Source organism: Pseudomonas sp. F-14 TE3482, from assembly GCF_053629455.1.
Genome location: NZ_JBRJII010000001.1, coordinates 2,730,459 through 2,743,478 on the forward strand (window position 1 = coordinate 2,730,459; position 13,020 = coordinate 2,743,478).

At 58.4% G+C, this 13,020-nt stretch carries 14 protein-coding genes; 7 read left to right on the top strand and 7 right to left on the bottom strand.

Annotated features, from left to right (window positions below):
- Positions 1 to 56: 56 nt before the first annotated feature.
- Entirely contained in the window at positions 57 to 1,757 is a 1,701-nt protein-coding gene (gene fadD1, locus AB7M26_RS12290; protein WP_123495436.1) for a long-chain-fatty-acid--CoA ligase FadD1, read from the top strand.
- A gap of 160 nt (positions 1,758 to 1,917) precedes the next feature.
- Here fadD1 and AB7M26_RS12295 read toward each other — a convergent pair whose 3' ends face one another.
- On the bottom strand, positions 1,918 to 2,295 hold the full coding sequence (locus AB7M26_RS12295) for a hypothetical protein (protein WP_063341286.1): 378 nt from the start codon (positions 2,293 to 2,295) through the stop codon (positions 1,918 to 1,920).
- Between the two features lie 191 nt (positions 2,296 to 2,486).
- Between AB7M26_RS12295 and AB7M26_RS12300 the strand changes: the two genes are divergently transcribed.
- The 3 genes from AB7M26_RS12300 (at position 2,487) to def (ending at position 4,332) form a co-directional block, all read left to right on the top strand.
- Complete coding sequence (locus AB7M26_RS12300) at positions 2,487 to 2,678, top strand: CsbD family protein (RefSeq protein WP_123495434.1); 192 nt, start codon at positions 2,487 to 2,489, stop codon at positions 2,676 to 2,678.
- Positions 2,679 to 2,851: 173 nt separating this feature from the next.
- A complete protein-coding gene (locus AB7M26_RS12305; RefSeq protein WP_123495432.1) occupies positions 2,852 to 3,796 on the top strand; it encodes a YihY/virulence factor BrkB family protein in 945 nt (314 codons plus the stop codon).
- Positions 3,793 to 4,332, top strand: coding sequence for a peptide deformylase (def, locus tag AB7M26_RS12310; RefSeq protein ID WP_008069131.1), 540 nt, complete (start codon positions 3,793 to 3,795; stop codon positions 4,330 to 4,332). The genes AB7M26_RS12305 and def overlap by 4 nt, the downstream gene beginning before the upstream one ends.
- 133 nt (positions 4,333 to 4,465) lie before the next feature.
- Here def and AB7M26_RS12315 read toward each other — a convergent pair whose 3' ends face one another.
- Both AB7M26_RS12315 and gstA read right to left on the bottom strand, forming a co-directional pair.
- Positions 4,466 to 4,885: a GNAT family N-acetyltransferase gene (locus AB7M26_RS12315; protein ID WP_063341283.1), complete on the bottom strand. Its 420-nt coding sequence runs from the start codon at positions 4,883 to 4,885 to the stop codon at positions 4,466 to 4,468.
- 360 nt (positions 4,886 to 5,245) lie between these two features.
- Positions 5,246 to 5,848, bottom strand: coding sequence for a glutathione transferase GstA (gene gstA / locus AB7M26_RS12320; protein WP_429384478.1), 603 nt, complete (start codon positions 5,846 to 5,848; stop codon positions 5,246 to 5,248).
- Between the two features lie 99 nt (positions 5,849 to 5,947).
- Here gstA and AB7M26_RS12325 point away from each other — a divergent pair, with 99 nt between their 5' ends.
- Positions 5,948 to 6,841, top strand: a complete 894-nt coding sequence (locus AB7M26_RS12325; RefSeq protein WP_429384481.1) for a LysR family transcriptional regulator — start codon at positions 5,948 to 5,950, stop codon at positions 6,839 to 6,841.
- Here the strand turns inward: AB7M26_RS12325 and AB7M26_RS12330 are convergent.
- The 3 genes from AB7M26_RS12330 to AB7M26_RS12340 all read right to left on the bottom strand — a co-directional run bounded on the left by AB7M26_RS12330 (position 6,814) and on the right by AB7M26_RS12340 (position 9,326).
- The gene (locus AB7M26_RS12330; protein ID WP_429378348.1) at positions 6,814 to 7,551 is read right to left on the bottom strand and encodes an NAD-dependent epimerase/dehydratase family protein; all 738 of its coding nucleotides are present in this window, start codon (positions 7,549 to 7,551) and stop codon (positions 6,814 to 6,816) included. The two genes, AB7M26_RS12325 and AB7M26_RS12330, sit on opposite strands and share 28 nt — an antisense overlap.
- A 43-nt stretch (positions 7,552 to 7,594) precedes the next feature.
- On the bottom strand, positions 7,595 to 8,227 hold the full coding sequence (locus tag AB7M26_RS12335; RefSeq protein WP_429384485.1) for a glutathione S-transferase family protein: 633 nt from the start codon (positions 8,225 to 8,227) through the stop codon (positions 7,595 to 7,597).
- Positions 8,228 to 8,294: 67 nt separating this feature from the next.
- Positions 8,295 to 9,326, bottom strand: a complete 1,032-nt coding sequence (locus tag AB7M26_RS12340; protein ID WP_429384488.1) for an HTH-type transcriptional regulator GntR — start codon at positions 9,324 to 9,326, stop codon at positions 8,295 to 8,297.
- 215 nt (positions 9,327 to 9,541) lie between these two features.
- Between AB7M26_RS12340 and AB7M26_RS12345 the strand changes: the two genes are divergently transcribed.
- Both AB7M26_RS12345 and AB7M26_RS12350 read left to right on the top strand, forming a co-directional pair.
- On the top strand, positions 9,542 to 10,075 hold the full coding sequence (locus AB7M26_RS12345) for a gluconokinase (protein ID WP_007902444.1): 534 nt from the start codon (positions 9,542 to 9,544) through the stop codon (positions 10,073 to 10,075).
- Between the two features lie 83 nt (positions 10,076 to 10,158).
- A complete protein-coding gene (locus tag AB7M26_RS12350) occupies positions 10,159 to 11,511 on the top strand; it encodes a GntP family permease (RefSeq protein ID WP_429384491.1) in 1,353 nt (450 codons plus the stop codon).
- Positions 11,512 to 11,679: 168 nt separating this feature from the next.
- Here the strand turns inward: AB7M26_RS12350 and alaC are convergent, their stop codons facing one another.
- A complete protein-coding gene (alaC, locus tag AB7M26_RS12355) occupies positions 11,680 to 12,897 on the bottom strand; it encodes an alanine transaminase (protein WP_038982007.1) in 1,218 nt (405 codons plus the stop codon).
- Positions 12,898 to 13,020: the final 123 nt, after the last annotated feature.

Here is a 13,020-nt window from a genome sequence, read left to right on the forward strand (position 1 = left end):
ATAATAATCGCATCAAATGCGGTATTTGAATTCGCGTTGCTGAGGAGTGGGCTTCCATGATCGAAGACTTTTGGAAGGATAAGTACCCAGCTGGAATTGCTGCCGAGATCAATCCAGACGAGTATCCGAATATTCAGGCAGTGTTGAAGCAATCCTGCCAACGCTTCGCTGACAAACCGGCATTCAGCAATCTGGGCAAGACAATCACCTACGGTGAGCTGTACGAATTGTCCGGTGCCTTTGCCGCTTACCTGCAACAGCATACCGATTTACAACCAGGCGATCGAATCGCCGTGCAACTCCCCAACGTGCTTCAGTACCCGGTCGCCGTTTTCGGTGCCATCCGTGCCGGGCTGATCGTGGTTAACACCAACCCGTTGTACACCGCGCGGGAAATGGAACACCAATTCAACGATTCCGGTGCCAAAGCCCTGGTCTGCCTGGCCAACATGGCGCATCTGGCCCAGACCGTCGTGCCGAAAACCGGCGTCAAGCATGTGATCGTCACTGAAGTGGCCGACCTGCTGCCGCCGCTCAAGCGCCTGCTGGTCAACAGCGTCATCAAGTACGTGAAGAAGATGGTCCCGGCGTATCACTTGCCCAAGGCCATCAAATTCAATGACGTGCTGCGCAAGGGCCATGGCCAGCCAGTGGCGGAAGCCAACCCGGCCAGCAGCGACATTGCCGTGCTGCAATACACCGGTGGCACTACCGGCGTGGCCAAGGGTGCGATGCTGACCCATCGCAATCTGGTGGCGAACATGCTGCAGTGCAAAGCGCTGATGGGTTCCAACCTCAATGAAGGTTGCGAGATCCTGATCACCCCGCTGCCGCTGTACCACATCTATGCGTTCACCTTTCATTGCATGGCGATGATGCTGATCGGCAACCACAACATCCTGATCAGCAACCCGCGCGACCTGACGGCGATGGTCAAGGAACTGTCGAAGTGGAAGTTCAGCGGCTTCGTCGGCCTGAACACGCTGTTCGTCGCGCTGTGCAACAACGAAGCGTTCCGCAAGCTGGATTTCTCCAGCCTGAAAATCACCCTGTCCGGCGGCATGGCCTTGCAACTGGCCGCGGCCGAACGCTGGAAAGAGGTTACCGGTTGCCCGATCTGCGAAGGTTACGGCATGACCGAAACCAGCCCGGTGGCCACGGTAAACCCGAGCCAGAACATCCAGATCGGCACCATCGGTATTCCGGTGCCATCGACGCTGTGCAAAGTCATCGACGATGCCGGTGTTGAACAGCCGTTGGGCGCCATCGGTGAACTGTGTGTGAAAGGTCCGCAAGTCATGAAGGGCTACTGGCAGCGTCAGGACGCCACCGATGAAATACTCGACAGCGAAGGCTGGTTGAAGACCGGTGACATCGCGCTGATCCAGCCCGACGGTTACATGCGCATTGTCGATCGCAAGAAAGACATGATCCTGGTCTCCGGTTTCAATGTGTATCCCAATGAGCTTGAAGACGTGCTGGCGACTCTGCCGGGCGTGCTGCAATGCGCGGCCATTGGTGTGCCGGACGAGAAGTCGGGCGAGGCGATCAAGATCTTTATCGTCGCCAAACCGGGTGTGACCTTGACCAAGGATCAGGTGATGGAGCACATGCGCGCCAACGTCACCGGCTACAAAGTGCCGAAAGCCGTGGAATTTCGCGACGCGCTGCCGACCACCAACGTCGGCAAGATCCTGCGCCGCGAACTGCGCGACGAAGAGCTGAAGAAACTGGGCGTGAAGAAAGTCAGCGCCTAGTCAAACAAAAGCCCCGCAGTGCGGGGCTTTTTGTTGCCTGACTGATCGTTCCCACGCTCTGCGTGGTAACGCAGCCCGGGACGCTCTGCGTCCCAGCATCGGACGCGGAGCGTCCGTGGCGGCATTCCCACGCAGAGCGTGGGAACGATCAACAGGGGGGTTACTGACGGAACTGCACGAAGTTGACGTTGGTACCGGCCGGGCGCATGTCCTGCAGGTAGGAATCCTTGTCGGCGCTCAGTTCCAGGCTCAGGGCTGCCTTGCGCTTGCCTTGGTTGCGCACCACCAGGCCTTCGAGTTTCTCGCGCAGGAACACCGTCGGCACTTTAAGGTGCAGCAGTTCGTCGGTATCCGGGGTGTGCATCAGCAAGTGAATCCATTCGTACTGACCAACGGCCAGGCGCGCGACCGGAATATCGAACCAGAAGATATTGCGGTTGCGGTTCAATTCGGTGAAATGGCAATTGTTGACGCCAAGCACAGCACCGCCGAGTTCCTGGTTTCTGCGGGCAATGGCCTGCTTTTTATCGAGTTTCATAACGTTCCTACGGGATTGGATCTTCAGCGCCATGGCCTGAATACGTTGCGCATTCTCGGGGCAAAGACTGCAAACATAAAGCCTAACCTGCGAAATGTCCGGTTAATAAATAAATGAAACTCCGGGCAAAGGCCTCCGGTCAATCCTTGTGTAACCACTTTCCCCGTTGAAATGTTCACAGGAGAAATACCATGGGCAGCACTGGCGATAAAGTTAAAGGCATGGCAAACGAAGCGGCCGGCAACGTCAAGCAAGGCGTCGGCAAGGCCACCGGCAATGAAAAACTGCGCTCCGAAGGCGTGGCGCAGGAGAGGAAAGGCGAGGCCCAACAAGCAGTCGGCAAAGCCAAGGATGCTCTTAAAAAAGGTATCGACAAGGTGTAATCCGGCATTTGACGAGTAACAGAAACGGCCATCCGAAGATGGCCGTTTTTGTGTTGGATAGGCGAGATATACCCTGTGATTGTTTCAAAGTCGCCAAGTAGGCTACTTTGTTGTAGAAAACGGCCTCTGAGTCGCCATGACTTCAACTCTTTTTGCGGCGAAAGGAGACGCTAATGTTTTTTCCAACCATGAAAGGTTTGCCCCTGCATCGGGTAATGATGCGTACGGTCACTGAGTTCATCGATGATGAGATGTCGACCTATGCCTCGGCGCTGGCCTACCAAATGCTGTTCTCGCTGTTCCCTTTTATCCTGTTTCTGATCGCCCTGATCGGTTTTCTGCATTTGCCGGACTTCTTTTCCTGGCTGCGCCTGCAATCGGAACTGGTTCTGCCCCCCCAGGCGCTGGAGCAGGTGAATCCGGTGATCGACCAGCTCCAGCAATCCAAGGGCGGCTTGCTCTCGGTGGGTATCGTGATCGCCCTGTGGACCGCATCTGCCGGTGTGCGGCTGATGATGAGCGCGATGAACGCCGCCTATGACGTGGTTGAAGGCCGTCCGGTCTGGAAACGTTTTCCACTGTCGATTTTCTACACCATCGGCATCGCCGGCATGTTGCTGATTGCTGCCGCGCTGATGGTGCTCGGGCCGCAGGTGATGGGTTGGATTGCCTCGCAAGTGGGCCTCGAAGATTTTATCGTGACCGTGTGGACCATCGTTCGCTGGCCGGTGATCGTGGTTCTGTTGATGATGGCGGTGGCGCTGATTTACTACGTCATGCCCGACGTCAAACAAGAATTTCGCTTCATCACCCCGGGTGCGGTGTTGTCTGTGGTGGTCTGGATCATCGCTTCGCTGGGCTTTGGTCTCTATGTCAAAGCCTTCGCCAATTACAATGCCATGTATGGCAGTATCGGCGCGATCATCGTGTTGCTGCTGTACTTCTATATTTCCGCTGCCGTGCTGTTGCTCGGCGCGGAAATGAACGCGGTGATCGAGCACATGTCATCCGAAAACAAGAAACACGGCGAAAACGTGCCCGAAGAACCCAAACACCACGTTTCGGGACTGGGACGGGACCACTCAATCAAGCCGACCACTGACGAAGCCCTGAAATGATCCGTGAAATTCTGAAAATGGGCGATGAACGCCTGCTGCGCATTGCCCCACCGGTGCCGACAGAAATGTTCGACAGCCCTGAGTTGTGGCAATTGATCGACGACATGTTCCAGACCATGGAAAGCGTCGGCGGAGTTGGCCTGGCCGCGCCGCAGATCGGTGTCGACCTCCAACTGGTGATCTTTGGTTTCGAACACAGCGAACGCTATCCGGACGCCGAAGCGGTGCCGCAGACGATTCTGATCAATCCGCTGATCACGCCATTGAGCCCGACCCTCGAAGAGGGTTTCGAAGGTTGCCTGTCAGTGCCGGGCCTGCGCGGCGCGGTTGATCGTTATCAGCAGATTCGCTATGAAGGTTTCGATCCCAAGGGCGAACCGATCGTGCGAATTGCCTCGGGATTTCATGCGCGGGTGGTGCAGCATGAGTGCGATCACCTGATCGGCCGGCTATACCCGTCGCGCATCAGTGATTTCAGCAAATTCGGCTTTACCGAGGTGATGTTCCCGGATCTGGACCCTGCGGCGGACGACTGAGATCGTCCTTCGAATCCAACGCAAAACACTGTGGGAGCGGGCTTGCCCGCGAATGCAATCTGCCTGACAACACTGATATCGGATGTGCCGGCCTCTTCGCGGGCAAGCCCGCTCCCACAGGGGTTGTGTCGTTTCAGAGGGCGCGCGGTTCCAGCCCCATCGCAATCATCGGTTTGCTCCGCGCATAGCGGCTCAACCGTTCAGCCATGGCGTAGGGCAGGGGCGGGTCGAAGGTAAAACCGCGACGTTCATAAAAACCACGCAGATCCGGATGGCAGAACAACCAGACGGGTTCTTCGAGGTGCTTGATGGCGTGGGCGATCAACGTCGCGGCGATCCCTTGCTCGCGACAGCGCGGGTCGACGAACAGCCCGGTCAGCCAATGCCCGCCGGCCACTGGCCGCAAACATAACGCGGCAATGATCTCATCGCGTTTCGCGACCCACAGGCGAGCGTCGCGGACTGCTTTCATCGACGATTGGTGGGCGCGGTAAAACTTGTTCATCAACGGCCATAACGGCTCGTCGAGCAAGGTGTACTGGGTGTTGGGCATGGGCCAGGACTGTCAGTGCGCAAAGCGGGTGATTATAAAAGAACGCGGGCGCCGCGATAGGTGTATACCTGATCTCACGTCCCGTATGAGTGGAGTATGTATCATGGCCAAAGGCATGGATTCAAAGAAAGCGGCAAAGAAGAAACCGGCTAAAACCGCCGATGAAAAACGTGCGGACAAGAAGGCCAAGAAGGTGGGCGTGTTCGGCCACTGATCCCGCGTCAACGGAGCCCGAGTCCTCGGGCTCCTTGTTTTTTAGGCCTATCGAAATAACCAGATAATCTGCAAGAAATCCCGAAGACCTGCCCACCCTTTCAAGGCTAAACCTACAAGCGAGTTACTCGCGGTTGATTTAACGCCTCACGCCAATTGCGCAGCCAACGCGCCTTTCACGGCTGGCCGCATATCAACCCTCGCCTGAAATCGCGCCAATGCAGGCCACTGACTCAGATCGATGTCAAACCCCTGAGTCCAGCGCAACACCGTAAACAGATACGCATCAGCAATACTGAATCCGCCAGCCATCAAATAATCCTGCCCCTCCAACGTCTGACTCAACACGACAAAACGCTTGAACAGCTTCTCTTTGATTAGCGCTTTCACATCATCCGGAAACTGTGAATTGAATAGCCAACCCAGCCCACCATGAATCTCGGTCGAAACGAAATTCAGCCATTCCTGCAAACGCACCCGCTCGAACGTCCCGTTCGCCGGTGCCAGGTTCGCCTCGGGTCGTAGATCCGCCAGGTACTGCAGGATCGCCGGGCCTTCGGTCAGCACCTCACCGTTATCCAGCTGCAATGCCGCGACGTAGCCTTTGGGGTTTATGGCGAGGAAGTCCTCGCCGGTGGCGGTTTGCTTGGTGCTGTTGTCGACGCGGACCAACTCGAACGGCAGATCCAGTTCGCACAGCACGATGTGCGGCGCCAATGAGCAGGCTTGCGGGGCGTAATACAACTTCATGGGCAGGGCTCTGGTTGCGGGTTTGCGCCAGTGTCATAGTGCGCGGCACGCTCGGTAAAATTAATCTTTCAGAAAACTGCCATTAGGAAAGCTACTGCCATGATGAACCTGATGCACTGGCGAATGGTGGTGACGGTGGCCGATACCGGCAACATTACCCGGGCAGCCGAGCGGGTTGGAATGACCCAGTCTGGTGCCAGTCAGGCGTTGGCCTTGATCGAAGAAACCCTGGGCGTTCAGCTGTTCAGCCGGGAAAACCGTCAAACCTTGCCGACCGCCATCGGCTTGGCTGTGATCGAACAGGCGCGAACCATGCTCGGTGCTCTCGAGAACATTCGCAGTACCGTCAACGCCACTAAAGATATCCAGCGCGGGACGATTCGCCTGGCCAGTTTTCCGTTGGTGCTGGCGACCTTACTGCCGCCGCTGCTGCGCCAATTCAGTCGGCTGTATCCCGGCATTCAAGTGGTAGCGTTGGAGGTCAGCGACGATGAAGTGGAAACATTGCTCAGTACCGGGCTGGTGGATGTCGGCGTGGTGTTGAACCCTGCGCCCGCGCGCAGTGCTGGTCGTTTAGGGCGTGATGCCTGGGTGGCGGTGCTGCCTGGTGGCCACCCCTTGGCGCGCCGCTCGAATGACGAGGGCGTTTCATTGGCTGAACTGGCGGAGCAACCCTTCGTGCTGGCCACGGGCGGTTGTTCGACCAATGCCCGCAGCCTGGCCGCCGATGCCGGGCTGCAACTGCTGGATGTACGGGCAGAAGTGCGTGAGTGGAGCAGTGCGTTCACCCTGGTGCGAGAGAACATCGGCGTGACCCTGGTGCCGGGAATGACCCTGCCGACCCATCGCCAAGGATTGTGCGTAGTGCCTGTGACGCCGCGTATCGATCGCGAGTTTGCCTTGGTGGTCGCGCCTCACAAAGAACCTTCGGCGGCGGTGCGGGCGTTGTTGGGGATGCTTGCAGATCACCCGATGGGAATGTCGAACTCCTGAAACGCATCATCCACCGGCCTATAACCCAACACCCGGGTAGTTTCACTGAGGTCCAGGCGTTTGAAACGGTTATTGGAAATACCGTGGGCGATCAGGTGTTGCACACCTTTGACCTCTACCGAGAGTTGCAGTAACTGCACCGCATCACGAGGGCTGAGCCATGCGCTCAGGTCACGAGCGTTGGTCAATTCGTGACGGTCCGCAAACTCGAAAGCGCCGATGCGTATGGCGATGCTCGATAGGTTGTGTTTGGCAGCATAGAACGCACACAAGGCTTCGCCATAACACTTGCTGACGCCATACAGATTGGCCGGCATCACCTGCATGCCCGGTGTGATCTGCCGGTCCACCGGATAACCCTCGATGGTCTGCGCGCTGCTGGCGAACACCAACCGTTTACAACCCGCCGCCACGGCGGCTTCGAACAGGTAAGTGGTGGCCAGAATATTGTTGGGCAGTAACTCATCGAAAGAGGCGGTGGCGTAAGGGATGCCAGCCAGATGCACGATGACGTCGATGCCCTTCAGCACTTCGCTTATGGCGGTGAGGTCGGACAGGTCCTGGCGTACAAAGCGATGCGGTGCATCGACATTGAAGTCGGGTTCGATTCGATCCGTCAGCACGAAGGTGTAGCGGTCCTGCGAAGCTTCGAAAAAGGTTCTGCCGATTCTGCCACAGGCGCCGGTCAGCAGTACGTTGAGTCCGTTCATGGGGTTCTCTTTTTATGGAAGGGCAGAGGGGGCGGATTTGGCGCTATGGCACGCCAGTGCAAGCGTGTTCCATGAACCCCGGCCGCAGCGCCAGTCGTCGGCAATAGGCGTCGACGGCGGGGTAGTCCGGACGTTCCATCGGGGTCATCCGCCAGCGGTTGACCGACAATCCGATGAGAATATCTGCCAGTGTGAACTGCGGTCCGGCGACATATGCTCCGGTCGCCGCGAGTTGCTGTTCGAGGATGCCCATTTTTGCGTTCCAGCCGCGAACGCCATCGGCAATCCGCTGCGAGTCCTGGAAGTTCGGCAATTGCCTGACCAGCGCAAAAAAAGCGTAGCCCCACGACGGGTTGAGTTCGGTGGCTTGCCAGTCCATCCACTGCTCCACGCGAGCGCGGGCCGCCGGTTCGATGGGCAGCAGGTCAGTGTTTTGGTGTTTGCCGGCCAGGTACCGGCAAATGGTATTGGACTCCCACAGCACGCCGGCTTCGTCGATGAGTACCGGCACTTGTGCGTTGGGGTTGAGCTGGAGAAATTCCGGGCTCTGGGTCGATGCGAAACCGCTGCCCCAGTCTTCGCGTTCGTAGGAAACGCCCAGTTCGTCGCAGGTCCACAGGACTTTTCTGACGTTGATTGACGAGGCCCGACCCAAAATCTTCAGCGTATGTCCCATTGAGCTTCTCCGTTTGCTGTTCCAGGTCTCGGGAATCTAGCACGCGGAGCGTGGGAATGGTCGCGCTTCAGGTGCTCTCGCGCACCTTCAATTCAAACCCCATATCCTGCACCGGTTTGGTCACTGAATTGCCGGCCAGCAAGGTCAGCATCAGCTCTGCGGAGCGACGGCCAATGGCTTCTCGTGGGGTGCTGATGCTGCTCAGGCGCGGCACCATGTGCTCAGATGCCGGCAGGTCGTTGAAGCCGAGGATCGCCACGCGCTCCGGGATCTTGATTCCATTGCGCAACGCTTCGAGCAACGCGCCCTGGGCCAGGTCGTCGTTACCGAAGAAGATTGCATCGACGTCCGGATGGGCGGTGAGCAGTTGCAGGAACAATTCGCCGCCCAGACCCACCGACGAGGCTCGTGGTGTCAGCACTTCCAGGGCGGGATCATACAAACCGGCCTTTTGCAGCGCGCGGCGGAAACCTTCGCCACGCAGTAGCGTTCGTTGATCGAGTTGCGCGCCGATGTAGGCCAAGCGTTTGCGACCGCGTGACAGCAAATGCCCGGCAGCGGTTTCACCGGCAGCGACTTGCGAAAAACCGACGCAATTGAGCCCCGCCGCGCTGTCCAGTTCCATCATGTAGACGCAGGGAATGTTGCTGGCCTCGATCATCCGCCGCGAACTTTCGGTGCGGTCGAAACCGGTCAGCAACAGGCCGCGAGGCTGATAAGCCATGTAATTGCGCAGCAGGTTTTCTTCTTCATCACGCGAGTAATGGAAGTTGCCGATCAGCACTTCGAAGCCCTTTGGTCGCAAAACCTGATGAATGGCTTCCAGCGTGTCGATGAACAGCAGGTTGGACAATGACGGCACCAAAACCACCACGGAATGGCTCTGGGCCGAGGCCAGGGCGCGGGCGGCGGGGTTGACCACGTAGTTCAGGTCGAGGGCGGCCTTCTGGACTTTTTCCACCAGTTCGGTGGCCACCGTGCTGACGCCGCGCAGGGCGCGGGAGGCGGTAATCGGGCTGACACCGGCCAGGCGCGCGACTTCGTTGAGGGTAGGGCGGCCAGTGGTGCGAGTATTTTTATCGTTTTTAGGGGTATTCATCGGACGGCTTGCCAAACAAAATTCAAGGCACTAAGGTAGCGCTGTCTCGATGCAGCTGCAAATGCGTGAACGAGGTTTGCCTGATCCTCGCTTTTTGGCCTCGAGAACGAACATGCTGCAACCCACAAAAATGACAAGAAGGCGTCGGCAACTTCTGCTTTTGCACTTGAGTCTTACGTAGCAAAGGTAGCGCTGTCTGCGCGCTGAGGTGTTACATGAATCATCCCATCACCGCCCTGGTCATCATGGGCGTTGCCGGTTGCGGCAAGACCTGCGTCAGCCAGTCCCTGTGCCAGCTTAGCGGCGCGACCGCCATTGAAGGCGACACTTTCCACCCTGCCGCCAATATCGAAAAGATGAGCGCGGGTATCCCCCTGAACGATGAAGACCGTGCCGGCTGGCTCGACAGCCTGTGCGATGAGCTGCGCCGCGTCGATGCCAAGGGCGAGCGCCCGGTGCTGACCTGTTCGGCCCTCAAACACAGTTACCGCGAACGCTTGCGCAGTGCCTTGCCGGGCCTGGGCTTCGTTTTCCTTGAGCTGACCCCCGAAGTCGCCGCCGATCGTGTGTCTCATCGGCCGGGCCACTTCATGCCGTCGACCTTGATCGACAGCCAGTTCGCCACTCTTGAATCGCCCGTTGGTGAGCCCCTGACCCTGGCTCTGGATGCGTCCAGCCACAGCGTCGATGAATTGGCGAAGCAGGCTCATGCATGGTGGCTCGATCATGGCTTGAAACTCGCCAGTTGAGTTTTGCTCCAAGAGATAGCGCTGTCCTGACGGCATTTGAATAATTGCTTTCATAACAACAACAAACAACGGAGACACCCCCCATGTTTGGCATGTCCCACGAGTCATTCCTGCTGCTAGACGCAGTGGTCACAGTGATAGGGCTTATCGTCCTGATCACCAAATTCAAGTTGCACCCATTCCTCGCACTGATCATCGCCGCCGCCTTCCTCGGGCTGACGTCCGGCATGCCGATCGGCACCATCATCAAGGCGTTCCAGGATGGGTTCGGTGGGGTACTCGGTTTCGTCGGCATCATCCTGGCGTTGGGCACCATGCTCGGCAAAATGATGGCCGAGTCGGGCGGGGCGGACCAGATCGCCCAGACGCTGATTCGAGCCTTCGGCAAGGACAAGGTGCAGTGGGCGATGATGTTCGCCGCGTTCCTGGTCGGCATTCCGCTGTTCTTCGAAATCGGCTTCGTGCTGCTGATTCCGCTGGTGTTCATCGTGGCCCGTCGCACGGGCGTGTCGATCATCAAGATCGGTATCCCGCTGCTGGCTGGTCTGTCCGCGGTACACGGCCTGGTGCCGCCGCACCCGGGTCCGCTGCTGGCCATCGGTGTGTTCGGTGCCGACATCGGTAAAACCATTCTGTACGGCCTGATCGTTGCGCTGCCAACGGCCATCATCGCAGGCCCGATCTTCGGGACGTTCATTGCCAAGCACATTCCCGGTCACCCGAACCAGGAGCTGGTGGATCAACTGGCGCGCGAAACGGATTCGGCTGAACTGCCGAGCTTCGGCATCACGCTGGTGACCGTGCTGCTGCCGGTGTTCCTGATGCTGCTCAAGACATTTGCCGACGTGGTGCTGCCCGATGGCAACATCTTCCGCACTTTCATGGACCTGATCGGTCACCCGATTTCGGCGTTGCTGCTGGCATTGCTGCTGTCGCTGTATACCTTCGGCTACAAGCAGGGCATCGGTTCCAGTCAAATGATGAAATGGCTGGATGCCAGCCTTGCGCCGACCGCCGCGATCATTCTGATCATCGGTGCCGGTGGTGGCTTCAAGCAGATGCTGGTGACCAGCGGTGTGGGTGACGTGATCGGTCACATGGCGGTGAACGCGCAGATCTCGCCGATCCTGCTGGCCTGGCTGGTGGCGGCGGTGATTCGCATCGCGACCGGTTCAGCGACCGTGGCGACCATTACCGGCGCGGGCATCGTGGTGCCGGTGGTGGGGATGATACCGGGCGTGAACCGTGAGCTGCTGGTGCTGGCCACTGGTGCCGGTTCGTTGATCCTGTCCCACGTCAACGACGCCGGTTTCTGGCTGGTGAAGCAGTACTTCAACATGACCGTGGCGGAAACCTTCAAGACCTGGACCGCGATGGAAACCATCCTGTCCGTGGTGGGCCTGGGCTTCATCCTGCTGTTGTCGTTGTTCGTCTAAGCACACTGCACTGATCGTTCCCATGCTCCGCGTGGGAATGCATCCCGTGACGCTCCGCGTCACAGTGGACGCGGAGCGTCCATGGCGGCATTCCCACGCAGAGCGTGGGAACGATCAAGCAAAAAAAAACCGCAGCAATGCGGTTTTTTTGTGGGAACGATCAATGTGTCAGGCGTTGGTTTTCTGAACCAACCCATCCGCCCGGAACATCCCGCGAATCCCGCGCACGGCCTGACGAATCCGGTCCTGGTTTTCGATCAGCGCGAAGCGCACATGATCATCCCCATACTCGCCAAATCCCACACCCGGCGAGACACAGACCTTGGCCTCGGCCAGCAGTTTCTTGGCGAATTCCAGCGAACCCATGTGTGCGTAAGCCTCGGGAATCTTGGCCCAGACATACATCGATGCTTTCGGGTTTTCGACCATCCAGCCCAGTTCATGCAGGCCTTTGACCAGCACGTTGCGCCGCTGCCGATACTGATCGGCGATGTCTTTGACGCATTGCTGATCGCCTTCCAGCGCCGCGATGGCCGCGACCTGCAGCGGGGTGAACGTGCCGTAATCGTGGTAGCTCTTGATCCGCGCCAGGGCGTTGACCAGTTCCGGGTTGCCGACCATGAAACCGATGCGCCAGCCGGCCATGTTGTAGCTCTTGGACAGGGTGAAAAACTCCACCGCGATGTCCTTGGCGCCGGGCACCTGCATGATCGACGGGGCTTTCCAGCCGTCGTAGACGATGTCGGCGTAGGCCAGGTCGTGCACCACCAAAACGTCGTACTGTTTGGCGAGGGCGATCACCCGCTCGAAGAAATCCAGCTCCACGCACTGGGCGGTGGGGTTGGACGGGAAACCGAGGATCATCATTTTCGGTTTCGGGATCGAGCCGCGAATCGCCCGTTCCAGCTCGGCGAAGAAATCCACGCCAGGAATCAGCGGCACCGAACGCACCTGGGCACCGGCAATCACGGCACCGTAGATGTGAATCGGGTAGCTGGGGTTCGGCACCAGCACGGTGTCGCCCTGGTCGAGGGTGGCCAGCATCAAGTGCGCCAGACCTTCCTTGGAGCCGATGGTGACGATGGCTTCGGTTTCCGGGTCGATGTCGACTTCGTAGCGATCCTTGTACCAATTGGAGATCGCCCGGCGCAGGCGCGGAATCCCTTTGGACGTGGAATAGCCATGGGTGTCTTCACGCTGGGCAACAGTGACGAGTTTTTCGACAATGTGCGGTGGCGTGGCGCCGTCGGGATTGCCCATGCTCAAGTCGATGATGTCTTCGCCACGACGACGGGCGGCCATCTTCAGCTCGGCAGTGATGTTGAAAACGTAAGGGGGGAGTCGATCTATGCGCGCAAAGCGGCGCGGCGAACCTTGTTCGGCCATTGTTGCCTCGGATAACGTAAGCGCCCGGAACCGTCCGAGCGACGCTGGCCACTGCGGTGGCCTGTGGCGGAATGTAAGGGCAGCTGTGGCAGACTGTCCAGCGTCTATGTAAACAATTTTTGC